17 protein-coding genes and 1 tRNA gene are annotated in these 25,397 nt (G+C 41.3%); 8 read left to right on the top strand and 10 right to left on the bottom strand.

Translation table 11 applies throughout. The features are described from left to right. Positions 1 to 220: 220 nt before the first annotated feature. The 3 genes from B2107_RS04405 to B2107_RS04395 all read left to right on the top strand — a co-directional run bounded on the left by B2107_RS04405 (position 221) and on the right by B2107_RS04395 (position 3,740). Positions 221 to 1,699 (top strand): DUF6600 domain-containing protein, encoded by a 1,479-nt coding sequence (locus tag B2107_RS04405; RefSeq protein WP_293953508.1) that lies wholly within the window; start codon positions 221 to 223, stop codon positions 1,697 to 1,699. 158 nt (positions 1,700 to 1,857) lie between these two features. Then, positions 1,858 to 3,030: a nicotinate phosphoribosyltransferase gene (pncB, locus tag B2107_RS04400; RefSeq protein WP_293953506.1), complete on the top strand. Its 1,173-nt coding sequence runs from the start codon at positions 1,858 to 1,860 to the stop codon at positions 3,028 to 3,030. An 8-nt stretch (positions 3,031 to 3,038) separates the two neighbouring features. Further along, entirely contained in the window at positions 3,039 to 3,740 is a 702-nt protein-coding gene (locus B2107_RS04395) for a class I SAM-dependent methyltransferase (protein ID WP_293953504.1), read from the top strand. A gap of 28 nt (positions 3,741 to 3,768) precedes the next feature. Here the strand turns inward: B2107_RS04395 and B2107_RS04390 are convergent, their stop codons facing one another. From B2107_RS04390 to B2107_RS04380, 3 genes are all read right to left on the bottom strand, one after another. Then, a complete protein-coding gene (locus B2107_RS04390; protein WP_293953502.1) occupies positions 3,769 to 4,695 on the bottom strand; it encodes a DUF4097 family beta strand repeat-containing protein in 927 nt (308 codons plus the stop codon). Positions 4,696 to 4,791: 96 nt separating this feature from the next. Continuing rightward, positions 4,792 to 5,613, bottom strand: a complete 822-nt coding sequence (locus B2107_RS04385; protein WP_293953500.1) for a hypothetical protein — start codon at positions 5,611 to 5,613, stop codon at positions 4,792 to 4,794. Then, positions 5,603 to 6,160 carry an RNA polymerase sigma factor gene (locus tag B2107_RS04380; RefSeq protein WP_293953498.1) on the bottom strand — a complete coding sequence of 186 codons (558 nt, stop codon included), beginning with the start codon at positions 6,158 to 6,160 and terminating at the stop codon, positions 5,603 to 5,605. The genes B2107_RS04385 and B2107_RS04380 overlap by 11 nt, the downstream gene beginning before the upstream one ends. Positions 6,161 to 6,728: 568 nt before the next feature. Here B2107_RS04380 and B2107_RS04375 point away from each other — a divergent pair. From B2107_RS04375 to B2107_RS04360, 4 genes are all read left to right on the top strand, one after another. Beyond that, complete coding sequence (locus B2107_RS04375; protein ID WP_293953496.1) at positions 6,729 to 7,253, top strand: NADPH-dependent FMN reductase; 525 nt, start codon at positions 6,729 to 6,731, stop codon at positions 7,251 to 7,253. Between the two features lie 36 nt (positions 7,254 to 7,289). After that, positions 7,290 to 7,511 (top strand): VF530 family protein, encoded by a 222-nt coding sequence (locus B2107_RS04370; RefSeq protein ID WP_293953495.1) that lies wholly within the window; start codon positions 7,290 to 7,292, stop codon positions 7,509 to 7,511. Between the two features lie 56 nt (positions 7,512 to 7,567). Next, positions 7,568 to 8,017, top strand: coding sequence for a KTSC domain-containing protein (locus B2107_RS04365; RefSeq protein WP_293953493.1), 450 nt, complete (start codon positions 7,568 to 7,570; stop codon positions 8,015 to 8,017). Between the two features lie 431 nt (positions 8,018 to 8,448). Beyond that, positions 8,449 to 8,522, top strand: a tRNA-Pro gene (locus B2107_RS04360). Between the two features lie 195 nt (positions 8,523 to 8,717). Here B2107_RS04360 and B2107_RS04355 read toward each other — a convergent pair. Both B2107_RS04355 and B2107_RS04350 read right to left on the bottom strand, forming a co-directional pair. Further along, positions 8,718 to 10,295, bottom strand: coding sequence for a RagB/SusD family nutrient uptake outer membrane protein (locus B2107_RS04355; protein ID WP_293953491.1), 1,578 nt, complete (start codon positions 10,293 to 10,295; stop codon positions 8,718 to 8,720). 115 nt (positions 10,296 to 10,410) lie between these two features. Beyond that, positions 10,411 to 13,398, bottom strand: a complete 2,988-nt coding sequence (locus tag B2107_RS04350; RefSeq protein ID WP_293953489.1) for a SusC/RagA family TonB-linked outer membrane protein — start codon at positions 13,396 to 13,398, stop codon at positions 10,411 to 10,413. Positions 13,399 to 13,765: 367 nt separating this feature from the next. Here B2107_RS04350 and B2107_RS04345 point away from each other — a divergent pair, with 367 nt between their 5' ends. Then, entirely contained in the window at positions 13,766 to 17,719 is a 3,954-nt protein-coding gene (locus B2107_RS04345; RefSeq protein WP_293953487.1) for a hybrid sensor histidine kinase/response regulator transcription factor, read from the top strand. 223 nt (positions 17,720 to 17,942) lie between these two features. On the opposite strand, the gene B2107_RS04340 is transcribed toward B2107_RS04345, so the two are convergent. The 5 genes from B2107_RS04340 to B2107_RS04320 all read right to left on the bottom strand — a co-directional run bounded on the left by B2107_RS04340 (position 17,943) and on the right by B2107_RS04320 (position 25,345). Beyond that, positions 17,943 to 19,268, bottom strand: a complete 1,326-nt coding sequence (locus tag B2107_RS04340) for an MFS transporter (RefSeq protein WP_293953485.1) — start codon at positions 19,266 to 19,268, stop codon at positions 17,943 to 17,945. Positions 19,269 to 19,368: 100 nt separating this feature from the next. Beyond that, positions 19,369 to 21,678: a family 65 glycosyl hydrolase domain-containing protein gene (locus B2107_RS04335; RefSeq protein WP_293953483.1), complete on the bottom strand. Its 2,310-nt coding sequence runs from the start codon at positions 21,676 to 21,678 to the stop codon at positions 19,369 to 19,371. 100 nt (positions 21,679 to 21,778) lie between these two features. After that, positions 21,779 to 22,426: a beta-phosphoglucomutase gene (pgmB, locus tag B2107_RS04330; RefSeq protein ID WP_293953481.1), complete on the bottom strand. Its 648-nt coding sequence runs from the start codon at positions 22,424 to 22,426 to the stop codon at positions 21,779 to 21,781. Positions 22,427 to 22,459: 33 nt separating this feature from the next. After that, entirely contained in the window at positions 22,460 to 24,319 is a 1,860-nt protein-coding gene (locus tag B2107_RS04325) for a glycoside hydrolase family 13 protein (RefSeq protein ID WP_293953479.1), read from the bottom strand. A gap of 6 nt (positions 24,320 to 24,325) precedes the next feature. Further along, on the bottom strand, positions 24,326 to 25,345 hold the full coding sequence (locus B2107_RS04320) for a SusE domain-containing protein (protein WP_070567640.1): 1,020 nt from the start codon (positions 25,343 to 25,345) through the stop codon (positions 24,326 to 24,328). Between the last annotated feature and the right edge of the window lie 52 nt (positions 25,346 to 25,397).

Genomic DNA, 25,397 nt, shown 5'->3' with positions numbered 1-25,397 from the left:
AACACGTTTTATGCTGAACAAACACGTAGCAATTCGAGCGGTAAAGGTAAATAAAAATATGAATCTAAAATTGTCGTTTATGTAAAAAGATCATCAATTTGACTTTCACGTAAAAATAATCAGATTTCCAATGTACCGATTAAACCATTTTATTCGTTATGCTGTCATAATAACAAAGACTACGGCATAGAGTTTTGTCACACTTTAAATTATTACAGAAATGAAAAATTTAGGCAACATAAAATATTGGGTACTGGGGTTCATTGGTATTGCTTCTTTCTCAAGCTGTGCGACCTCAATGGCCCAGCGTGGCGGATATACTAATTATGATCATTACAACAATGCAGGAGTATCTTTCCAAATGTTCTATGATCAACTATCCCCTTACGGACAATGGGTCAATGATCCGAATTACGGTTATGTCTGGATTCCGGATGTCGGCCCAAACTTCCAGCCTTATGCTACCAATGGTTATTGGACAATGACAGACTATGGAAATACCTGGGTATCCAACTACGATTGGGGTTGGGCTCCATTTCACTATGGCCGTTGGAACTACAACGATCGTTATGGTTGGGGCTGGGTTCCTGACTATGAATGGGGGCCGGCATGGGTAAATTGGCGTCAAAGTAACGACTATTACGGTTGGGCACCCATGGGGCCAGGCATGAGCATGAATGTATCGGTTAATATCCCAATAAACTTCTGGACATTTGTGGGAGTTAACCACTTCATGAGCAGGGACATGGATAGGTATTATGTGAATCGCAGAAATTATAATAATATTTACAACAGAACCACAGTTATCAACAATACAACGATCATTAATAACAACTATTATGTTGGCGGTCCGCGAAGAGCAGACATCGAGCGCTCAACAGGACGAAGCGTCACAGTCAATCGGATAGCAAATGCGGATAGACCCGGATCTGTTCGTAGTAGCAGCAATCGCAGTAATGAAATCAGTATGTACCGCCCGGCTGTAGATCGTAATACACGTTCATCTGCTCGTCCAACGAATGTAGTGGATGCCTCTACCCGAACACGGAATAACAATAGCGAAATATCAGATCGTACCAACCGCGTAATTAGCAATCGAGATAACATCGATTCAAGATCGGGAAGTCGTGAGTTATATATCGATAAAAGTGGTAATGCTTCTGTAAGATCCCGTAACGATGCCAACAGTACAGGCTCGAGCCGCAGCAGTTCAATTAATAACAGTAGAGGCGGAGACAACGGTACTCCAATTAGAAATACGAATGGTACACAACCTAATTCGCCTAACTATGATTTTAGAACGCGATCAGGTCGGCAATCGGATGCTCCAAACAACAATAACCCTACATCTACCAGTAGAGGGAGGCAAAACAATTCCAATGAGACCGTACCGCAACGCGTAGTTCAACCTGCAACAGCGCCACAACGGAACGGAAATTATGATGGCAGCCGCACACGTTCGAGCCAGCCAGTTTCTCAGCCGGTGCAAAGTCGAAATTCCGATAGCCGGACGCGTTCGAGCCAACCAGTGTCTCAACCAGCAGCTCAACCGTCTCAAAATCGAAGTTATGAAAACACCAGAAGCAGATCCAATATAGATAATTCATCGTCCGTATCGCGATCAAGAAATTCTGGAAGCTCAGTTGAGCGTAGCTCAGGACGTTCTTCACAGGGTTCTGAAAGATCAAGAACAAGATAGTGATGACCGAATAACATGCTAATTCATAAAAGGCGGATGAAATTACAAATTTCACCCGCCTTTTACTTACCTGTCTTTTATAATTATTATGAACAATCCGCACAATTTCACGTTAATTAGTAAATTTACCGCTTCAAACAAAAAACAGATCGATAAGGATGGCTTCATTTACCTCTATATTAGATAATGACTTCTATAAATTCACAATGCAGCATGCTGTAGTGAAATTGTTTCCAAAGGCCAAGGCTCGTTATCATTTTATCAATCGGGGACATCACAAGTTTCCCGATGGTTTTGACGTCCTCTTAAAGCAAGCTGTTAATGAAATGGCTAATTTGAAGCTAACAAAAGCCGAAAAGACTTTTTTTGCCAGAACTTGTCCTTATATTGACCCAACCTATTTTGACTTTCTTCAAGGTTACCGCTACGATCCCGAAGAAGTCAAAATATTTCAGGATGGCCCCGATCTAGAGGTCATTATTGAAGGGTACTGGTATCGCACCATTCTCTGGGAAGTTCCCTTGATGTCTCTTATCTGTGAACTTTTTTATGAATCCCAGGGCTTACAACGTTTCTCGGACGCAGACGTAATCGCAACAGCGAAAGATAAAATCGAAAAATATAAAAAGCTCCATATCACCATTGCTGATTTTGGCACACGAAGACGCCATTCGCATGAAGTACATGATTTGGTGGTGCGTACACTTAAGCAATATGGCGAAAAAACATTTATTGGCACCAGCAATGTCTATTTCGCAATGAAATATGAAACGAAGCCCATCGGTACCCATGCCCACGAATGGTTTATGTTTCATGCCGCTAAATATGGGTACAAAATGGCCAACCTCCTGGGGCTTGAACATTGGTCTGATGTCTATCGGGGCGACCTCGGAATAGCGCTGTCGGACACCTATACAACCGAAGTCTTCTTTCAGCAATTCGATAAAAAGTTAACCAAATTATTTGATGGAGTCCGACATGATAGTGGAGATCCTCTTGAATTTACAGATAAAGTTATTGCACACTATAATAAAAATGGTATCAACCCGCTTTCAAAGACCATTATATTTTCCGATGGCTTAGATTATGAAAAAGTCGAAAGAATTGCGAGCTACTGTGAGGGTAAAATCTTACATTCCTTTGGTGTTGGCACCAATTTCACGAATGATGTAGGACTTAAACCAATGAATATTGTCATCAAGATGACAGACGCTTTGCCAGAGGATGAACAATGGAGCCCCGTCATCAAATTATCTGACGAACCGATGAAACATACAGGAGATGAAGACTCCATTTATATTTTATATTGCAAAGAAAGTATTAATGATTGATGATGACCATGCATAGAGACGTATACGGTGAAGCGCTTGATGATTACTTTGTACATCAAGAAGAAAAATTCCCCCTCATACTCCATACGAGCTATGGCGATAAAGACGAAATGCCGGTAGAGATTTTCTTTCGGGAACCTGATGATTTTCCAGAGCTAGAATTCATTGGTCTATCGTTATGTGATGGACATGTATTGGATGTGGGCGCCGGAGTAGGCAGCCATAGTCTATATTTACAAGAAAAGGGATTTCAAGTGGATGCATTGGAACAATCCCAAACCGCTTGCCATATCATGCAGCAACGCGGGGTACAACATATTATCTGTGAAGACTTTTATAAATTTAAAGGGCAGAAGTACGATACGCTTTTGCTGTTGATGAACGGAATCGGTATTGCTGGAGATGTGGAGGGCTTTCGAAAACTACTCACCCATAGTCAAGAACTGTTGACGGAAAATGGGCAGCTAATTTTTGATTCATCCGATATCAGTTATTTGTATAAAGATTACAACATCAAAAAGCCGACCCACTATTTTGGGGAAATTCAATACCAGTATGAATACAAAGGCACCCGAGGCGATCTCTTCAAATGGCTGTATTTAGATCAGGATTTATTGATTAAAATTTCGCACGAAATGGGCTGGGTGGTTCAAATTCTATATGAAGATGAAAATGATCAGTACCTTGTACGTATGGAACTAAAAAAATAGCCTGCTAAAGATAACAGGCTACTTTTATTTACTTCTGCGTCCTGATATAAATATCCCCTAGGGATGTTTTCAAAATCACGTCCTGTCCACCGCCATTCATTTTGCCTTTCACGGCATTGCCCATAGGGGTGGACTGGGGCTCTTCAGTGCTTTTTTCAAATTGGAATTCATCTGCGGCATAGATATTTCCCATTGCTGATTTTACATCCACATTTGCACCAAAATTCTTGGGAAAAGCAACATCTACAGCGCCCATTGCAGCGACAAGAGAAATAGGCCCTTTGACGGGTTGAACAAATTTGGCTGTTACATCTCCCTGGGCAACCTTCACATTGATTGGCCCCGTTACGTTCAATAAATTCACATTTCCCATCGTATTGGAAACTTCCACTTCAGCCCGCATATCTTTCAATTCGATCACTCCAGCATTGAACATCGCACCACGCCCCCCTTTTATCGTCAACGGTAGATCCATGGGTATCTTGATTCGGATAGAATCTTCTAGGGGCATCCCAACCATGCTTATTTCGGTCACTCCACCTTCTGTTTTGATATTCATTCCGAGTCCCGAATTATCCGATAATCCAGAACCATTAACGACACGTAGGCCTTTGGCACGATCATTTTCTTCATTATCCTCAACCTTAGCGGTAATCAGCACATCCTTCCCCTTATACCCTTCGATATAAACATTATCTAACTTTAACAGGAGTTTACTTCCTAAATTTGGCACTTTAATTTCCTTCCAGTTCCTTTGCCTGCTACTACGGCCTAAGCTGGCGGAATTGAATGTAAAATTGTTACTATTACTTACAGCAACGCCTGAAATCACTCTAGCCTTTTTAGGAGGATGAGGCGGCACAGCAGCTCCCTCCACACTTTCATTTACCTGGGCCTGTAATGCACCTGCAAAAATAAGCGTCAAACCAATCATCATTATCCTTAACTTTTTCATCTCAATATATTTTTTCTTCATTATTATTAACCAAGTCACCTGGTCTACGTTTTCGTAAGCGAGCCTACACAAGTAGACGTTCTTGAATCCATTCCTCTATTGATTCAACAATACCGCGTATGCTTGTTCCTTCACAAATTTTAGCGTAAATGGATCTTCCACAATTTCATTTAGTTTATCTTTTGTTGTCGCTTTCATCTTAGAATCATCTTGCTGAACCATCATTTGCATGAGCTCCATTTGCAATGTGGGATCATTTTGCACCACAAAGAAGTCCTGAACTTTCTGCTGACGCTCTTCTTGGCTTAGTCTACTTAATATCGTTTCGATTGCAGCTATACGCACATTACTGCTTTGATCCGATACAGCAGTCCTTTCTAATGCTCCTAAACTATTCCGATCTAACCTACCTTCATCTTTCAATGCCAAGACAGCACTTAGCCGTGCGCTTGCGGAACTCGAATCCTGAAGCATCTCAACGTAATCAATCTTTTCTTGCATTTTACCGAAACCAGTGTTCATCACGTTTGCTGGTGCCGACTGCTTTCTTCTAGTTTGCCTACCCGCTATCGCCATAGATGGATTCAATTTGGGGGAGTTATCGGTATCAGCGCTTACTACTATTGCATTGTCGGCCTTTTTATCGCTTTCATTTTCGCGAACAGCATCAGGATGTACAGCAACGATTCGTTTTTCTACTTCTATCCCATTATGCTGATCAAAAGCAATGAAAGTCGCTGTCCCTACCAAAAAGACCACTGCAGCAACACTAGCCCACTTCCAAAGAGGCTTAATCTTTCTTTCCTGAACGGGCGGCACTACTTGTGGCCTTATTTTATTCCACAAATCAGCCGAAGGTTCTCTCCGATCAAATGATTCTCGATTAGCGTTCACAAAATCTTTTAAATTATCCCGCATAATTATATCTTTCCTTCAATTGTTCGTAAATTTTCTTTTTAGCGCGATGGTATTGGCTACGGACGGCAACTGCTGTCATTCCCAATGCTTCCGCGACTTCGTCATGGCTCATATTTTCAAACAGATAAAGATTAATGACCATCTTGGGCACCCCCGTCAGCTGGTCGATCGCCTGCTCCAAATCCGTTAAACGACATTCGCGCCATTCCTTTTCCAGCAATTCGTCATCGCCATTATCCTGAATTTCCAAATCATCCACCGGCGTAAAATACTGCTTATTTTTCCTCAACAACGAAATCGCCTTATTTACCCCCATCCTTCTTAGCCAAGCTTCCAAACTAAGAACATTATGCCATTTGTCTGATCTTGAAAAAAAGTCAACAAAAGTCTCCTGTAAAACATCCTCACTTTCCTCCTGATTGCCCAAAATCCGATAAATCGAGTTAAAAATCTTTTTTGCATACCGATGATAAAGCTGCGAAAACCCAGACTCATTGCCCGTTTGGCACATCGCTAATAGATCTTTATCACTAAGCTGATTTCGCACGTTTTAAAATTAATACTGTGAATTCTTATGTTTCTTCTAGGTAGTCGACGCCTATTTAAAAATGTTGCAATATAAATTTATTTTTTTCTAAAATATTGCGAAAAATCTCCAAAACGACATTATAGCGGATGCTGAAAATTGATAAGGGTGGCAATATCACGCGATACTCCATCAACAATACATGTGCTATCCCATTCCTCATTTGCAATAAGCAATTTTAAATCCTATTTTAGCGATGGTTAAAATTAATATAAAGCAATACATAGGGTATGTTGTTGCTTTTGATTAATCATTTTTTCAATGAAGGATGGTGTTGGTCCACCATCCTTTTTTTCTAATTCAATCACCTTCTTCTATATACTTTAAATCCCTGCTAAATCTTACCTCAGATCGGCTTTTCATACTGCGCAAATTTGGGTCAAAAACAAACCCTTCTAAAAATTACAGCAAATCGGAGAATTAAGTAAATCGTTTGAATCGAATGTTGTAATTTAGTTTCTTCATACAGCATATATATAAAATACAGAAACAACGGATTTAGACAACTGTTGATTAGATTTAGACTCACATGAAAACTATTTTTGCGATAGTAGGTAGTGCTAATACCCACTCATCCAACCATCATATTATAAGGCACCTTCAACAAGAAATTAATGGTGATAGCCATTTTACGCTATTTGATCGTTTGAAAGAACTACCGCCCTTTGATCCAGAAGAAAGCCGCTCCCATCCGCCTATTGAAATTATTGCATTACGTCAAATTATTCAAGAAGCAGATATTGTTTTGATCAGCAGTCCCGAATATATTTTCAGTGTCCCCAGTGGATTAAAAAATCTACTTGAGTGGTGCGCAGCAACCACAGTTTTCAACAATAAGCCCATAAGTATCATCACTGCCGCTGCACAAGGTGAACATGCACACGACGAATTACAACATATCATGCGCGGATTAGGCGCTCAAATTGATGAAAAAAGAAACCTGCTCATTAAAGGAGTAAGGGGCAAACTGGACCATTCGGGAGAAATCTGGGATGAACAACTCCGTACTGCGTTAAAGGAACTGGCAGCACAACTCGTTGATCGTAAAAATTAGCACGATCCATCAATTGAAGATTATTATCTTTACGACATGCAAGAACAAATTAATAATCCACTACACGGTAAAAGACTGGACACCATTATAGAATATTTAGTAGCGTACTATGGCTGGGAAGAACTCGGTCAACGCATAGCTATCCGATGTTTCAATGACAATCCGAGTGTCAAATCTTCGTTAACTTTTTTAAGAAAAACACCTTGGGCTAGGGATAAGGTCGAGCAGCTTTATGTAAAAACTATATTGAAGAAATAAGTTTTTTTTCCTATCTTATAGCAAATAATCTGATTATTAAGCATAACTTTGCCGCCATGAAAAAAATTGCCGACTACCGGAAGTTACTTAACGTAGATAAATCTGTGGATCTCAAAACCCTGAAATCTACTTACCGGACAATCATGAAAGAATGTCATCCAGATAAATTTGTCAATGATGAAGAAGGTCGTTTGGCTGCAGAGGAGAAAAGTGTTGCAATGATCGAAGCCTACCACTTTCTGGTAAGCATCTGTTCTGAAACATTAGAGCAACAATTGCCGATCTACACAGAAACAATTACCAATTCTGGTATTCAGGATATTGACTGGAAAGGACAAATATTGACTATCACTTTTCAAGACGGCAGCCAATATGAATATTTCGGTGTTCAGCGAAACGATTATATTAAATTTGTCAATGCAGATTCTTTAGGTCGATTTGCCCGTAGACACATCTTCCATTCTTACCCTTACCGTAATGTATTAAAGACTGCAACAGTATCTTAAAAACTGTTTTCATCTAGCTATACAAAGATAAACGCCCACTATCCGATGGATATTGGGCGTTTATATAAAATGTTAAATGTTTAAAAGCTATCTATAGAACAACACTGTCGACAAATAGTTTTATCATTTAATATAAAGTTCGAAGACTGCCTACCGTAAAATGCACCAGGCATTTGCGCCCACTAGCACCTTTTCATGCCCTATAATTGCCAAAAGGACCTGTTTACATCTTATAGCAAAGACAAAGCCTGCATTTAGATCTTTGATACAATATCTCAATCTCAAAAAAAGATTACAAATTGTGCTACTGCAAATTCAATCGCTTTTTTCTTATTTTACATTTTATTTTTGTTCAATAATTATTACTTTAGCGCTACCAAAATTATTCGAGATAAGGGCACCTGAAAAAAGGCTTTCCTCTTGAATTAATTCGGGATGTAGCGTAGCCCGGTATCGCGCCAGCATGGGGTGCTGGAGGTCGTCGGTTCAAATCCGGCCATCCCGACTTTTTATCCTTTACTTTTAATGAACATCGCCTTTGCGCTCAAATCGGATTGGAAGATTCAACAGCAGTAATACTTTTCAATCATATCATAAAAAAGTATTTAGCTGATTGGAGTTTTTCGCATTAGCTAAATACCTTATTCCGTTAAACAAATAGGATGGATCCACCCTATTTGTCACGAACGGTTCCTTCAGCTTAATAGCCTGGATTCTGTTTCAAGTTTGGATTCACGGCAAGCTGCAAGTTCGGAATCGGATAAAGTAGGGTTTTTGGATCAGCGTCAGCCGCCTTTTCCTGCCAGGCCAGTAAATACTTACCAAAACGGATCAAATCTTGTCTTCTCCACCCTTCCCAATATAATTCGCGAGCGCGTTCATCCAACAGATTGTCAAGCGTCATTGCTGTAAGATTATCTACACCACGATTGAGTCGAATTCCATTAACTAAAGCAAGAGCTTCGGCAGCGGTTCCTGTACCTCCTCGGAGTATTGCCTCTGCTTGCATCAACAAGACATCCGCATAACGATACACGACCCAATCATTGTTCTTTTGTCCAGAGGATGCATAATCGTAAGCATATTTCATGGGACGGATGCCCGCAGTTTCCAGCGTATTACCTGAAGTGCGAATGGTTACTTCAGGCGTAAAAGAGAGTGGAGTATTCGAAGGATTTCTTGCCATTAAAGGTTTGTTCGTGCTCCAATTGTATTGCTGCCCAGCAAAAAAACCAACATTTTGGCGTTTAAATTCTTTTTTTCTATTAGACGTTGTATCCGCAGCATATTCATAATAAAGACCCCTACGCTCATCCTTTGTAGCGAATTTATCATAATAATCGGACAGTGTACACCAACCGTTCCAACCACTAGGATTCATGTTATAATGCGCGATGGTATTCCAAGTGCGTTCCACACTTCCACCCCGGTCTCCATTTTTATTGTACAAAGTAAAAATATTTTCTGTGGACTTTTCGTCGTTATCAGGTGCAAAATTGTCAAAATATTTGCCTTTTGCTGATACGCTGTATGGCCCTGTCGCAGTAATTTCCTTCGCCAAGGCTATTACTTTGTTCATATCGTCCGCATCAAAAGTCGGCTTCTGCCTATTCAAAAAAGCCCCCTTATTCAAGTAAATTTTCATCAACAATACTCTCGCTGCATTTTTATTTGCAACATACGCTCTTTTTAGTTCCCCTGCAGGCAAGGTTGTTATGATTTCATTGAGCTCTTTTATCATAAAATCCATCACATCTTGCGGTTGTAATACATCGGGTGCTATCTTAAAATCTTCTAAAGAAGCTCCTTGGCGGAAAGGTACCACACCATATAAATCTACGATGTCAAACATAGCAAGTGCACGAATGAACCTTGCCTCGGCGGCTTGTTGCGCATTTGGATTGCTCCGTAATACCTTTCCAGCATTAAAAACTGCTGTACTCAACCCCACAAAGGTATTATTGACATAGCCATTATCTGCATTCCAAGAATGAAGGTGAATGGCACGGTGCATTCCATTGTCGTCCCAGTCACCGCCGCGTGTTGGAGCCATCGCGGCATCAGTTGAGATTTCCTGCATTACCCAACGTTGCTCTTGTTGATAAGGGGTGTTCAATGAACTGTAAGCGGTGATTAACAAAGCCCCCGCTTCAATCAAGGCACCTTCCTCTGCCTCCCCTTTAAATTCTTCTTTCAGCTTGGTACACGAAAAAGTGCTCGTCACTACTGTACCGACTATTGCTAAATATAATAATGTTTTTAATTTCATCTTTGTCATCTGTCTAAATTTGTTTACATTCCTGATGAGCTATCAATATATTCATTTATACATGCACTTGAATAAATCTCGATAATTTCATCTTTTGATTTGTCACGATTCATCCGCCATCCATTTATAAGGAAAAATTGACTCCCAAAAGTATATTTCTGGCTGGCGGATATGGCAAGTATTCAATGCCTAATGAAGGAATTCCATTTACTGAGCCATCCGTATTCACCTCGGGATCAAATCCTGTATATTTCGTGATAATGAAAAGATTCTGTCCAGTCAGCGATACATTTAAATTCTTAAGCGCGCTGCCTATATTACCAACACGATAACTCAAAGTAAGATTAGCCATTTTCAAATAATCTCCTTTTTCCAGAAAACGCGTAGAAGGCGCTGCTGAATTTGAGATTGATTCCTTAATAGCAGTATTAAAAAATGTAGACCCAATATTTCGAGCAGACAAATTGCTTAAGCCCAGTGCTGTTGCTGCGGTATTGTTAAAAAGATAATGTCCTAGTGCACCATTCATATTGGCTGACAATGAGAATTGTTTATAGCTCACATTTGTAGAGATACCTAAAAGCGTTGTTGGATTTGGACTGTTTCGATAGAATTTATTGGAAGCGGGGTCATTGCCCGTACTGACACTTCCATCTTTCCCCAAGTACATGCTCGTTCCTGTCACGGGATCAATACCTTGAAAATCTGCTAAATACCACACGTTTAAAGGCTGTCCATTCGTCATGCGTTGCCCCAATACACCGGAGAATCCCTGTCCACGCAATGCTCCTGTCTCATAATCACCTTTAAGTCCACTTGCACTATTTTTTAGAAATGTTGCATTACCTGTTACATCCCAATTCCAGTTTTCACTTTTCAACAGTGTTCCTGTCAATGCAATTTCAACCCCTTTATTAAGAATCTCACCGTCTAAATTCACCCATATACGTCCGGCTGGACCATCCATTGCCAGTGTTTGTTCAAACAACGCATCGGTTGTTTTCTTGTGAAAATAATCGATCGAACCATATAAACGACCTTTCAACACGGAAAAATCAACTCCTGCGTTAAGCGTTGTCGATGTTTCCCATTTCAAGTCTTTATTTTGGAAATTTACTTGACCTGCACTTCCGCCATTACCAAAGGTAATCCGGTTTAATGAAGCTCCGGTAGGAAACTCCTGGTTACCGGTTTTCCCCCATCCCAAACGTAATTTTAGCTGATCGAAAATGTTCGTCGATTTCAAAAAATCTTCCTGCGCTAGGTTCCATGCAATCGCAATGGATGGAAAAGTAGCGTATTTATTGTTCTCGCCAAATTTGGTCGAACCATCTTTACGTACCGTTGCAGTCAATAAATAGCGATCCAAATAATTGACCCCACCACGCAAGAAAAACGATTGGAGCTGATTTGAGGGACTTCTATATGATGCAATGCCGCGTGTAGCGACCATCGAATTTTGAATATAATCGAAGTAATCAAGTCCGATATATTTGAACCCACTACCATAAGAAAGATTATTATTGAAGTTAAAATCAAGGTATTCATAGCCGGCCACGGCATTGACATTCCAGTTTTCGTTAATTTGTTTGTTATAAGACAACATATGTGTCATCTGCAAATTGGTTTCACCATTATTGGAAATAAAGGCCTCTTCATCATTAACCTTTGAAGGATCGATCAAAACTGCACGATACATCCCCTGGCGATTGCCTAGCTGTCGCATCACACTATAGATAAAACGGTACTCCAAATCATCTGTGATTTTGTAATACGGAGCAATATTAATCACGGTCGTATTTGTCGTTGCCACATCTTTAAAAGCTTCAATACTTGTTAAAGGGTTTCGGGTTGACGGACTAACGTAAGTCAGGTTACCTTTATCATCATATAACGGCAGTGTTGGATTCCATTGTAAGGCCTGAGAGATCACATTTCCTTCTGAACCTACCATCGCATTGATCGGTGCATACCGATTATCCAACTGGGTCAAGAAAGCACTAAAATCTACACCCAACCGCTTATTCTCTAAGAAGCGAAAATTGCCCGTAAAGTTGGCCGTATATTTCTTCAGTTGTGAGCCGCGAATAATACCGTTTTGGTTTAAATATCCACCCGAGAGACGATATTTTCCATGCTCAGTACCCCCTGCAATATCAGCATAATAATTTTGTGTAATCGCTTTTCGGGTAATTGCTCTGAAAGCATCTTCATTTCCTCCAAAGTCAGCATTCGCTACATCATTCGGTGTATAGTATTTTAAGGCCTCTCTAAATCGGGCCGCATCCAATACATCAGGATATTCCCGCATACTCGAGACACCCGCAGAAGCTCCGACAGAAACTTCAGGAGAGCCAACCTTTCCTTTCTTAGTGGTAATTAGTATCACCCCGTTTGCACCTCGTGAACCATAAATTGCCGTCGCGGAAGCATCCTTAAGGATATCCATGCTGGCGATGTCACCAGGATTCAAGTAACTAAGTGGATTTCCCCTATCGGAAGAAAAACCTCCTCTACCCTCAGGCAACGGAGAATTGCCGGACATGGGAACACCGTCGAGTACAAATAACGGATTGTTGCTTGCCCGGATCGATGAATTCCCTCGAATACGTACTGTCGTTGCCCCACCAGGTTGCCCCGTATTGTTAATCACCATCACACCAGGCGTCTTGCCCTGTATCAGTTGATCAGGACTTGTCATGACACCTTTATTAAAATTTTTGGCGCCAATAGTGACCATAGACCCCGTTAGGTCTTTTTTACGGGCAGTACCATAACCGATTACAACGACTTCATCTAAGCCCTGACCCGCACTAGGTTCAAGCGCTACCGTGATATCGCTTCCCACAATGGGTACTTCTTTTAAAGTATATCCAATAAAAGATACTTCCAGCGTTTTAGCTTCACTGGGGATAGTCAATGTAAATGAACCTTCCGTGTCTGTTGTGGTAGCCGCCGTACCTCCTTTTACCTTGATTGTAGCTCCTGCCAACGGACCTTGTGTTTCATCCACAACCTTCCCCTTCAAGACTTTCGTCTGGGCAAATGCAATAAAAGATACAAGCAGAAATGTAAGTGTCATTGCGCACTGTGCAAGTAGTTTATTTTTCATACGCTTTTTAATTAGTGGTTTAATTGATTCATATTGTGCATATATGATACACAGCTCATATTAAGTGATTTAATGTTATTGATAGATTTTAAAGCTCATCGGAAATGAACATTTAATTGGCTAACTGTTGCATCGGCGAGTCTATAAGGCAAAATCGTAGAAATAGTGGTTCGCGTAGGGGCACAGGCTCTACCTGTCATAATTCTTCGGCACAACATACGTTTATATCTGGTTATTATCTTGATATAAAAATGCACAAATCTCAGTAGCTCGTCCAATCACAGCGTCTCAAATTTATATCAAAGCGTATCAGTAAAATGCTTTATTGTGTTTTTAATTGACTATTTTTAGTTGAACGTAATCAATTTTGAAAAGAATAACCACCATATTAATTTTATACACCTTCCTAACATGTATCTATGGGCGGGCACAATCCATCTATTTTAAAAATTATCAAACCAACGAAGGCCTCTCAAATAGTTCCGTCAAATGTATTACACAGGATATTCATGGCTTTCTCTGGCTCGGCACTAGAAATGGCCTCAATCGTTTCGATGGTAATCAATTTAAGATATTTAGACACAATGCTTCAGATTCGACAAGTCTTGGAAGCTCCTCTATCTTGAGCATGCTCACCGACAGTAAAGGTGTCCTGTGGGTGGGAACGACTCGCGGCACTTACTGCTACGATCCCATAAAAGAGAATTTCAAACCTTTTAAGCGTATTCCAATCGGCGAAGTAAATGCCCTACACGAATATGCGGGATTTATCTGGTTACTTTCCAATGGCAAACTTTATCGTTATAATTCCGCGACAAAAGAAATTTCGACATTTGACCATAACAAAACTTCGCTGGTAGCAATCACCAGCAGTACGAGGGGTGGATTGTGGATCGCAGACGATAACAGTATGATACAAAGATATCAGCTTAGCACCAATAAATTTGTCCATGTCAATCTCAAAAAGATTGATCGACGAGCGCTAGCAAATACCAAAACCGTCTATGCAATCAACGATTCGCTGCTGATGATTGGGACAATCAATTCGGCCTATCTGTTTGATTTCAAAAATGGGACATTGAAAAACTTATTTTCAAACCATTACCCTGACAAAGTTATCCAGGCAAACTGCATTATTCAACAGACAGCATCCGTATATTGGATCGGAACAGAAACTGGAATATATACCTATGATATTTACACAGGACAGATCCACCACATTAAAAAAGATCTGCTCAACCCATTTGCGATATCGGACAATGCAGTCTTAAATTTCTATCGCGATCGGGAAGGCAATATTTGGTTTGGGACATATTTTGGTGGTTTTAACCAGTACAGCAACCAATTCAATAATTTCAAAAAGTATTTGTCCGGATTTGGAACATCCGACCTATCAGGCAATATCGTGCACGATATCACCAAAGATCGTCATGGAAATTTCTGGATAGGAACAGAAGATGGCGGTCTAAATAAAATAGATGGGCAAACAAACCAGATTCAGCACTTCGCTGCCAATGGCAAACAGGGAAGTATTACACATAATAACGTTCATGGGTTGGCCACCGTCGACAACGATCTTTGGGTAGGTTCTACCACTCATGGTATTGACATTCTGGACGTAAGAACAGGAAAATTAAAAAAGCATTACGACCGTATTGGTGAGGGACCATTACAAAGCAGCTTTGCCGTTTGCCTCTATAAGTCCCGAGACAACCACCTATTTGTAGGGACCGATCGCGCTTTATATGTCTACAATAAAGCGCGTGACCGTTTTGACCTTCTTCCCATTACTGCTTGGATACAAGGTGTTTATGAAGACGAAGGGGGTATACTCTGGATCAACACCTATGGAAGTGGTGTCTATAGCTATAACCGCAGTTCGGGAAAAATTCAGCAGTTACGGTCTGAACAAGGCAAAAAAAATACACTCGTCAATAATTATGTCAATGGCCTATTTGAAGACAGCAAAAAAAACTTATGGTTTTGTACCGAAAGCGGCCTTTCAAAATACCGTCGTGATGGTCAATTTAAAAATTATCTGACCGAATCGGGATTACCTTCCAATCAAGTATTCAAGGTGCTGGAAGATGACAACAAAAGCATTTGGATTTCTACTGGCGGTGGTCTGGTCAGATTGGATGAAGGGCTCCCCCGTAGGATCATTTATACGTCCAGAGATGGACTTCCAGCGGATCAATTTAATTATAATTCAGCTTTTAAGGATAATGACGGGACTTTATATTTCGGAACTATTAAAGGAATGGTAAGTTTCAACCCTACAAAATCCATTAAGAATAACTTTGTCCCCCCGATATTCATTAGTGGCATCCAAATCAACAACGCAAACATAGCTGTACGTGAAAATGGGATACTAAAAGAATCCATATCCACAGCAAAAGAAATCCAGCTGACCTACGATAGATCCAATATTAGCTTTAATATTGCAGCGTTAAGTTTTGTTTCACCAAAAAGTAATGCCTATCGGTATACTATGGAAGGTTACGATAAAGACTGGACCGATATTACAGGCAATCAAAAAATCTATTACAATAAACTTCCTCCGGGCACTTATACGTTTAAGTTCAAAGGTGCAAACAATAATAGGGTTTGGAATCCCGCGGAAAAAAAACTACGCATCGTTGTTTCGCCACCCTGGTGGTTGTCTCGCGGGGCATATGTGCTCTATTTTCTAACTTTCGGAACAATTACCCTGCTCGGTTTACGCTATTATCTACTGCTTTTAAAGGCTAATAATGCGCAAAAGATGGATAGTTTCGAACGGAAAAAAGAGCAGGAAATATACACGCTCAAGTTGGAGTTTTTTACCAACCTCGCTCATGAGATTCGTACCCCGCTCACCTTAATCAAAATGCCCCTGGAGAAAATAATAAATAATCAAAAATTCACCGATCAGGAAACGGCTCAGGACCTTGCTCTGATCGAAAAAAATACAACGCGATTAATTCGCCTCACCAATCAGTTACTGGATTTTAGAAAAGCAGAAACAAACAATATGAGCCTTATCTTTACAAAAACCGATATCAATACCCTTTTGGCCGAGGTATTTCACGATTTCAATTACCTCGCCAAAGACAAACATTTGCGTTACGACCTAAGTCTTCCACGTATCAGTCTTACAGCCTACGTAGATGAAGAGGCCCTTCGAAAAGTTTTTACAAACCTCATCCACAATGCAATAAAATATGCAGAGCACGAAGTCTACGTCAAACTGCTTCCATTCAATAGCGATGACATTATGTTCAATATTGAATTTCAAAATGATGGTCTGCTTATACCCTTTGAGAAAAAAGAAAAAATTTTTGAGCCTTTTTATCGACTAAACGAATCCGACAAAGATACCGGAACAGGAATTGGCCTTCCTTTATCTCGCTCCTTGGTCGAATTGCACCAAGGAAACTTATCCCTTGTACATCTGGAGGAAAACCGCAATATATTCCTGCTATCGATCCCAATTTTTCAAGAACAATCGCTCGACATCAAATCTTTTCAGGAAGATAACGACGATCATGTATTGAATGATAAATCAGATGAACAGGAGGAAGAAAAGCCGGTGATTCTGCTCGTCGAGGATAATAAAGAAATATTGGCCTACCTCAATAAAGAATTAAAATCAAGTTACACAATTTTACGCGCTGGTAATGGCGCTGAAGCGCTCGAAATTTTAGACCAAGAGAACGTGCAACTCGTCCTGACTGATATTATGATGCCGATCATGGATGGACTTGCACTATGCAGACGCATTAAAACCGACATCCTGTACAGTCACATTCCCGTGATTTTTTTGACTGCAAAAAATGCGCTTGATGCAAAGATTCAAGGGTTAAAAAATGGCGCTGATGCCTACATAGAAAAACCCTTCTCGCTCGAATTCCTCATGGTACAAATACGTAATATCCTCAAGAACCGCAAGATTATCCAGAATTATTTGACCAATTATTCCGGATCTACCTTGATGGATATCAATGTATCGGCACCCGACAAAGACTTTATCAGCCAGCTCAATACTGTAATTTATGAAAATATTTCAGTGATAGACCTCAATGTGGATGGACTTGCCAAACTCATGCATATGAGCCGCCCAACCCTTTACCGTAAAATTAAAGGGCTATCCGACCTAACGCCCAATGAATTGATCAATATTTCACGATTAAAAAAAGCGGCAGAACTGCTTACCCAGAAAGAATACAACATTACCCAAGTATCAACGATGGTAGGTTACACCGTGCAATCCAATTTTTCCAGGGACTTCAATAAGCATTATGGCATGTCGCCGAGCAGCTATATTATTGAAAACAGTTAGTAATGCACACTTGTTCAGCAAATGATGGTGCATTTTTCAGCAATTGATACGCACAAGTTTTAGTAAATCGAACGAAATTATCCCGCTGTGTAAAAGCGAGTCGTGCTAACTAAAGCAAATTAGTATACTTAAGGGGATGATGAAAATCCAACTGTAAGAGCTGGGCCAAATGTGCAGAAAATCGTAGACGTAAGCTCTATTTACTACGTCTACGATAAAGCCCTTACCGTTTAGTCTTTGGAACAAAGAATGCCGCCAGCAACATAAATATGCCTGCCAACAACAAGCCGTAAATGGATTGGCTATGAAAAAAATATTTGATAATCATTCCGCCAAAAAAACCACACACAATCTGAGGCAACGTAATGAAGAAATTGAAAAGTCCCATATAAACTCCCATTTTACCAGCGGGCAAATGATCGCTTAAAATGGCATACGGCATTGCTAAAATACTTCCCCAAGCGATACCAATACCGATCATGGGAAGAATCAGCAGATTAGCATCTTTAATCAAAAACAATGAAATCAACGAAAGTCCGCCAATAGACAAGCCGAGCGCATGCGTTTTTCCACGTCCGAGCTGTTTGGCTATCCGCGGAATAAACAAAGCATATAGAGCCGATACCCCATTGTAAATACCAAAAAGCACGCCCACCCAATTGGCCGCCTCCATATAAAGATCCTGCCGATTCCCTTCCCGCAGGTAAAAAACCGAATCTGCAATCGCAGGAGTTGTATATACCCACATCATAAAAAGGGCAAACCAGGAAAAGAATTGAACCCAACCGAGTTGGCGCATGATCAATGGCATCTTACCAATATCGCTGGCAATAGCGCGCAAACCAAATTTTGGCGCTGTCTCCTGTTCAACCACCAGGGTATCGGAAAATGATTGTAATTCCTGTGGCGTATATTCCTTCGTTTTAAACACCGACCACAACACCGTTAGAAGCAGTACAAAACCACCAAAGTAAAAAGAATATATCACATTGTTTGGCACCTGACCAGCTTCGGAAGTTCCCTGTACATGAAAATATTTTGTCAGTATAAAGGGAAGTAAGGATCCCAATACGGCTCCAATACCGATCAGAAAGGTTTGTACGGAGAATCCAAGACTACGTTGGTTGCTCGGTAGATTATCGCCAATTAAGGCTCTAAAGGGCTCCATTGTCACATTGATGGAAGCATCCATAAACATTAATAGTCCTGCTCCTATCCAAAGTGGTGCTAGCAATGTGGTAAATACTGCTGCATTCGGCATCAAAAACAGGGTTATGGTGGTCAGCAGTGCACCCACCAAAATATAAGGCCGACGACGCCCCAATTTATTCCAGGTTCGATCGCTATAATGCCCGATAATTGGCTGCACAATCATCCCCGTAATCGGAGCCGCAAGCCAAAACAGCGACAGGTGTTCAACATCAGCACCAAATGTCTGTAGAATACGGGAAGCATTGCCGTTTTGTAAGGCAAACCCCATTTGTATGCCTAAAAACCCAAAACTCATATTGATGACCTGGCTAATGCTTAATTCAGGTTTATTTCCCATAATAGGCTATCAAAATTTAAGACAAAATACAATTTAATTATCACTTAATCCCTATTTTCAGCAGCATAAGATCAGTTCTTACGCTGCTGAAAACAGGGGCTTACCGAACCTGAAACACCTGCTTTTTGCTTTGTGCAGCCAGAATGAAAGCTTCTGTCTCCGTCTGGATATGGGCCGCAGTGTCACTGTCATTTTCGATCGTAAATCCATCGGACCGTACCGCGATCAACAAGGTCGCACCGCGAAATAAGATACGGAATTTATACCCTTCCCACTCTTTGGGTAACATCGGATTTAAATACAGTTTTCCTCCCTTAATCCGCATTCCTGCAAAGCCCTCTACGATTGTCATCCAGGTACCGGCCATGGAAGTGATATGTAAACCGTCTTCGGTATCGTTATTATAATCATCCAGATCCAAACGCGAGGTCCGCAGATAGAATTCATAGGCTTTTTCTGGTTTATTCAACTTAGCAGCCAATATCGCATGGACGCAAGGAGAAAGCGAGCTTTCATGCACCGTAAACGGTTCATAGAATTCATAATGTCGCCTTAAGGCCTCAAGATCAAACTGGTCTTCGAGAAAGTAAAAGCCCTGCAGCACGTCGGCCTGCTTGATGTAACAGGAACGTAGAATCCTATCCCAGCTCCAACGCTGGTTGATCGGTCGTTGAGCCGGATCAAGTTCGGCCACAGGAATTAACTCTTTGTCGAGGAAACCATCCTGTTGGAGAAACACCCCGCGCTGCGCATCAAAAGGATAATACATGTTATCGATAATATGCTGCCATTTTCCCTGTTCTTCCGCTCCTATGGCTAACTTCGTTTTTAATGCGTCAGCAATGTCGGAGTTTAGCTGCGCCAGCTTGTTTAAACAGTCCAGTGTATATTCTAGGCACCAGGAAGCAATCCGATTGGTATACCAGTTGTTGTTTACGTTGTTTTCATACTCGTTTGGTCCCGTCACCCCCAACATGACATATTGCTGGCGCTCAGCGCTCCAATTAACGCGCTGTGCCCAGAATCGGCTTATTGCAACCAAGACTTCCAAGCCGTGCGACCAGATGTAATCCTGATCACCGGTGTAACGGACATAGTTATAGATCGCAAATGCAATGGCTCCATTGCGATGAATTTCCTCAAACGTAATTTCCCATTCATTATGGCATTCCTCACCATTAATCGTCACCATGGGATAAAGTGCAGCTCCATTGGTAAAGCCAAGTTTAGCGGCATTTTCGATGGCTTTATCCAATTGCTGATGACGATAAATCAACAAGTTACGCGCAATATTTGGAGATTGTGTTGCGAGGTAAAAAGGAATACAATAAGCTTCAGTATCCCAATAGGTGACACCCCCATATTTTTCACCTGTAAAACCTTTAGGACCAATATTGAGGCGCTCATCTTCGCCGGTATAAGTCTGGTTAAGCTGGAAAATATTGTAGCGTATTGCCTGCTGTGCTGCGACATCACCACTAATTTCAATATCACTTTCTGCCCAGATCGCTTGCCAAGTTGTTGCCTGTTTCTCCTTTAGTTGCTCATAGCTCAGTGCATTTAGCTGCTGTAAATTGACCGAAGCAGCCTCTTTTAGCTCTGCCGCCACATGGTTCTGTGATGTAACAATGGAAACTCGCTTTTCAACGCTACAAATTTGAGATTCGGTTAGCTCGGTCTTATAAATTTCTGCTATACAGCCTCGACTTGTCACCGTATCTTGCACTTCGACAACGGCTGTAGATCCTGTCACGGTAGTTGTAAGCAGGGCGTACACCTCAAAGCCAGTTTTCTTGGTACGCGCCGCCACAAAGGTATTTTCACCATCTCTTCCCTGCGCTGTGCTTTCCCAAAATTGCTCGTCGTAGTTACTGTCTCGATTGACAACTTCAGCATTTAAATGCGAGCGGACCTCCAAAGCAATCGGACCGGAAAGTGCCTGTATATTGTACTGTAATGAAGCTGTTTCCGAAGCAAACAGATGATACATCCGGCTTGCTTCTACCTTCAACTGTGCGCCATCAGGCATTTCCACGATAAAACTGCGGTATAAAACCCCATTTTGCATATCCAGGCGACGTTCAAAAGATTTGACCGCAACTTTGTTTAGGTCGAGAACCTGCCCATTTACTAGAATATTTAGGCCTATCCAATCGATGGAATTGATGACCTTGGCAAAATATTCGGGATACCCATTTTTCCACCAGCCCACGCGTGTTTTGTCAGGATAATAAATACCCGCTAGGTACGATCCCTGTAACGATTTCCCGCTGAATTCTTCTTCAAAATTAGCCCTCTGCCCCATCCGACCATTACCAATAGCGAAGATACTTTCCGAAAATTCATTATGTTCGGGACGAAAGGTGTCTTCGATAATTTGCCAAGGGTTATGTTTGATATATGTTTTCATCTTTATATTTTTTTCAATGCGCGACGGATACTCTGCCTCAATCATTCTGGTCTTCTTTGCCAATATGATCTACGCCTTGCTTCCATCACTTGAATTGCTCCTAAAATTTATCGACTAAGGCTCCTAAATCGGCTACCACTAAATCTGCTCCGTTAAGATGTTCAGCCTGCCCAATCCCTATCACCTGCATGCCGGCTGCCCTTGCCGCATCTATTCCGGCTTGAGCATCTTCCAGCACGAGACAGCATGCCGGTTCAATTCCCAAAGCCTCAGCTCCCTTCAGGAAAACTGCTGGATTAGGTTTAGACAGTTGAACCACATTTCCATCAATCAATGCGTCGAAATAGCTGATAATCCCCGTTTTTTCAAGGATGCCCATCGCGTTCTTGCTGGCTGACCCCAATGCAATCTTAATCCCCTTTTTCTGGAGTTTTTCTAATAGATCTAAACTACCTGAAAGCAAGTGGTCAGGGCTGAGTTGTTCAATCAGCTCCAAGTACCATTTGTTTTTAAGTGACAGCAAATCCGCTTTTTCAGCATCGGATATTTTCGCCCCCGCCCATTTTAAAATAAGCTCGAGGGATTCAATGCGACTGACCCCTTTCAGCTGTTCGTTGTCAACAAGAGAAAACGAATAACCCAAGCCTTCTGCCAATCTATGCCAGGCTTGAAAATGGTAGACCGCCGTATCCACCAACACACCGTCCAAATCAAATATTACGGCTTTTACAGTATTATAATTAATCATCGAAAAATGAATTCTATAGAATTTTAAATTGTGTTAAAACTTAAGCTCAAACACTTTAGTCTCGTAAGCGTCCAACTTCAAGCTATGGTCAACTGGATTGGTCTCTTGCTTTTGAATAATATCGAAATAGGACTTCACCTGGTTATTTCGTTCCCTAAAGCGATCGAGTTTAAGTTCCTTCGCGACATCATTGCAATTCATCACGACCATAACAGTTTGCTTTTCGTTGTAACGGAAATAAACATATACGCCATCTTCGGGCACATATTGCATCGTTTTACCGGTTTGTAATACAGCATGTTGTTTACGATAATTGGCTAGCGTTTGAATAAAAGCCCACATATCCTGCTCTGCTTTAGTCCTTCCCTCTACCGTAAACTTGTTCAGTTTATCACCCGCGAAACCACCCTGAAAGTCTTCCCGTAACAAGCCATCTGGATTGGAGAAATTCTTCATCAGAATTTCCGCCCCATAGTACAATTGTGGGATGCCCCTTGTTGTCATAAGCCAAGCCATTGCCGATTTATATTTCTGCACATTTTCACCGACAACGGAGAAAAAACGATCTTTATCGTGGTTATCCAAAAAAAGGACATTTTGCTCGGGATGTGGGTACAGAAAGTCTGAAGCGAGGGTTGAATATAATTTATTGGCTCCGGCGGTCCATTCTGTCTTTTGGTTAAGTGCATCACCTATGGCATAATTAAGCTGAAAATCCGTGACACCCATCAGCTTGGAATCGACCTCCTGGCCAACTCGTTTTCCACCCAGAAAATAGGCCTGGTTCCCCACACCATGTACCCATGTTTCACCAAAAAAGGTAAATTTTGGATACTCCTGCAGAATGCGATCTGTCCATTTGGCCATAAAATCAAGATCATTGTACGGATAGGTATCAATTCGGAATCCATCTATTGCCGCAGTCTCTATCCACCAGATATGGCTTTGGGTCAGATAATTTTGAACGTATGGGTTTTGTTCGTTCATATCGGGCATTGTGGGAACAAACCAGCCTTTGACCATTTTCTTTTTGTCATCTGCCGAGGCATAAGGATCAAAAACTGTCTGATCTTTGTATGATGTCTGCGTATAGGTAGGCCATTCATTGAGCCAGTCAGCCATCGGCTTGTCTTTTACCGTCCAATGATAACTTCCAATATGATTGGGCACCACATCAAAAATCAGTTTCATCTGACGTTTATGCAGCTGTTCACCCAATTGGACATAGGTATCGTTGCTACCAAAACGGGGATCAATATGATAGGTTTCGGTGTTGGCATAACCATGATATGAAGCCTGGGGCATGTCATTGGTCAACACAGGGGTCAACCACAATGATGTCACCCCAAGATCTTGTAGGTAATCCAGCTTTCCGATAATACCTTCCAGATCACCACCATGACGCAGATACATCGAGTCTCGGTTTAAACTCATATCCAACATGCCTTTCACCTGATCATTTCCTTTGTTTCCATTGGCAAAACGATCGGGCATAATCAGGTAGATCAAATCAGCACTGTTCACACCCTGTGCTTTTATTTTTTGATTTCTCTGCTTCAACTCATAACGATAGGTTAATTTTTTCTTTCCTTGGCTAAAGGTAAAAGTTGACCATCCTGGTTTGGCCGAAGCAGCCACCTTGACATCCAAAAAGAGGTAGTTGGGATTTTCTACGCGATTGACTTTGACAAGTTCTATCCCTTTATCCTCCACCTGTACCTCGCTTTTCCCTATCTGAGGTCCATAGACGACAAGCTGCAAAGTGGGATTTTCCATTCCTACCCACCAGTTTAAAGGTTCTACGCGTTGGATGGATTGCCCCATTAGGGGGCTCCATCCAAACACCGTTAGTGCCACGAATACTGTGGTAATCTTTTTATTTCGTTTAAACATCGTTTTTTATTTCTTCGTCAACGTATATGTATTTGCATTGAAATCCACGACAATATCATAGGTACCGGCATTGGCAACGGCGATATTTGCACCGCCAGCAGCCAAGGTGCCATTAGTCCCGCCAAAATTGGTTCCCCAATCGTGGTTTTTACGGAATTTGATCTCGCCTGCAGTCAAGCTCACTGTGAGCTTCCATACCTGATTGGCATTGTCGAATTTCATATCCGTATCGGCATCCCAGCCCTTAGGCGTGGCGCTACCAATAATGCCCCAGCTATGGTCTTTATAAGAAATCGTGTTAGCTGTTGTGTTTACTTCCAATTCGAGATTACCGGCACGTGGAGCCTTGATGTCTTGACCACCATTGTAAACGATCTTACCTGGCTCTGTTTCTCCATATGAATTGCTCCAATTTCGCTCAGGAGTCAGTTTAAAGGTCAATTTTTCTTCTGGAAAATTGATGATACCGGTATAGATCCCATTACTCGTCGGCGAAATCAACGATTCAGCATTGGCTTCAACCCAGTCCTCATAAGCCCCTATGGCATATAAATAACTTGTTGAAGCGAAGGGGATCGCCTTCAGACCAGCTAAAGCAGAATACACCACCGTAATTTTAGCGTTGATACTTGACTTTATGCGCACGTCAAATTCAGAAGTGGTCCCTGTTGACACACCCAAAGCAAGTAAATAGCTATTCAGCTCATAACCCGTAAAACCTACGGTGCTCCGACCACTAGGAATAACCACTTCCTTTACAGTTTTAAAATTGTCACCTTTAAGCCCAAACTGAAGGACATTGGTCACTGCAGCCTGAAAACCAAAGTCAGGCTGAATCATATTGAGGTGCAGTACCGTATCCTCTGCGTTATCTTTTGACAAGGTTACATTCGTTTTATCGAGGCTTAAAGTCGCCGGCTTTATGTCCTCCCCGCTAGCCAATATAGCGCGCGTCTCATCTTTTTTACAACTTTGGAACGCCACGATAAATAGCAGCATGATTCCGATATAGTGTCTAATTTTCATCTGTTTAATTTTTGTTTTCAATAGCTGATGAAAGCCCGGGTAACTGACCATT

The organism is Sphingobacterium sp. UBA7855, assembly GCA_002500745.1.
GTDB lineage: Bacteria > Bacteroidota > Bacteroidia > Sphingobacteriales > Sphingobacteriaceae > Sphingobacterium.
The sequence above is the reverse complement of the archived record's forward strand: the minus strand, read 5'-3'. Positions and strand labels throughout refer to the sequence as shown.

Excerpts from the sequence above, each read along its gene's own strand:
- B2107_RS04405 (WP_293953508.1), top strand. The coding sequence starts at position 221 with ATGAAAAATTTAGGCAACATAAAATATTGGGTACTGGGGTTCATTGGT.
- pncB (WP_293953506.1), top strand. The coding sequence starts at position 1,858 with ATGGCTTCATTTACCTCTATATTAGATAATGACTTCTATAAATTCACA.
- B2107_RS04395 (WP_293953504.1), top strand. The coding sequence starts at position 3,039 with ATGCATAGAGACGTATACGGTGAAGCGCTTGATGATTACTTTGTACAT.
- B2107_RS04390 (WP_293953502.1), bottom strand. The coding sequence starts at position 4,695 with ATGAAAAAGTTAAGGATAATGATGATTGGTTTGACGCTTATTTTTGCA.
- B2107_RS04385 (WP_293953500.1), bottom strand. The coding sequence starts at position 5,613 with ATGCGGGATAATTTAAAAGATTTTGTGAACGCTAATCGAGAATCATTT.
- B2107_RS04375 (WP_293953496.1), top strand. The coding sequence starts at position 6,729 with ATGAAAACTATTTTTGCGATAGTAGGTAGTGCTAATACCCACTCATCC.
- B2107_RS04370 (WP_293953495.1), top strand. The coding sequence starts at position 7,290 with ATGCAAGAACAAATTAATAATCCACTACACGGTAAAAGACTGGACACC.
- B2107_RS04365 (WP_293953493.1), top strand. The coding sequence starts at position 7,568 with ATGAAAAAAATTGCCGACTACCGGAAGTTACTTAACGTAGATAAATCT.
- B2107_RS04355 (WP_293953491.1), bottom strand. The coding sequence starts at position 10,295 with ATGACAAAGATGAAATTAAAAACATTATTATATTTAGCAATAGTCGGT.
- B2107_RS04350 (WP_293953489.1), bottom strand. The coding sequence starts at position 13,398 with ATGAAAAATAAACTACTTGCACAGTGCGCAATGACACTTACATTTCTG.
- B2107_RS04340 (WP_293953485.1), bottom strand. The coding sequence starts at position 19,268 with ATGGGAAATAAACCTGAATTAAGCATTAGCCAGGTCATCAATATGAGT.
- B2107_RS04335 (WP_293953483.1), bottom strand. The coding sequence starts at position 21,678 with ATGAAAACATATATCAAACATAACCCTTGGCAAATTATCGAAGACACC.
- pgmB (WP_293953481.1), bottom strand. The coding sequence starts at position 22,426 with ATGATTAATTATAATACTGTAAAAGCCGTAATATTTGATTTGGACGGT.
- B2107_RS04325 (WP_293953479.1), bottom strand. The coding sequence starts at position 24,319 with ATGTTTAAACGAAATAAAAAGATTACCACAGTATTCGTGGCACTAACG.
- B2107_RS04320 (WP_070567640.1), bottom strand. The coding sequence starts at position 25,345 with ATGAAAATTAGACACTATATCGGAATCATGCTGCTATTTATCGTGGCG.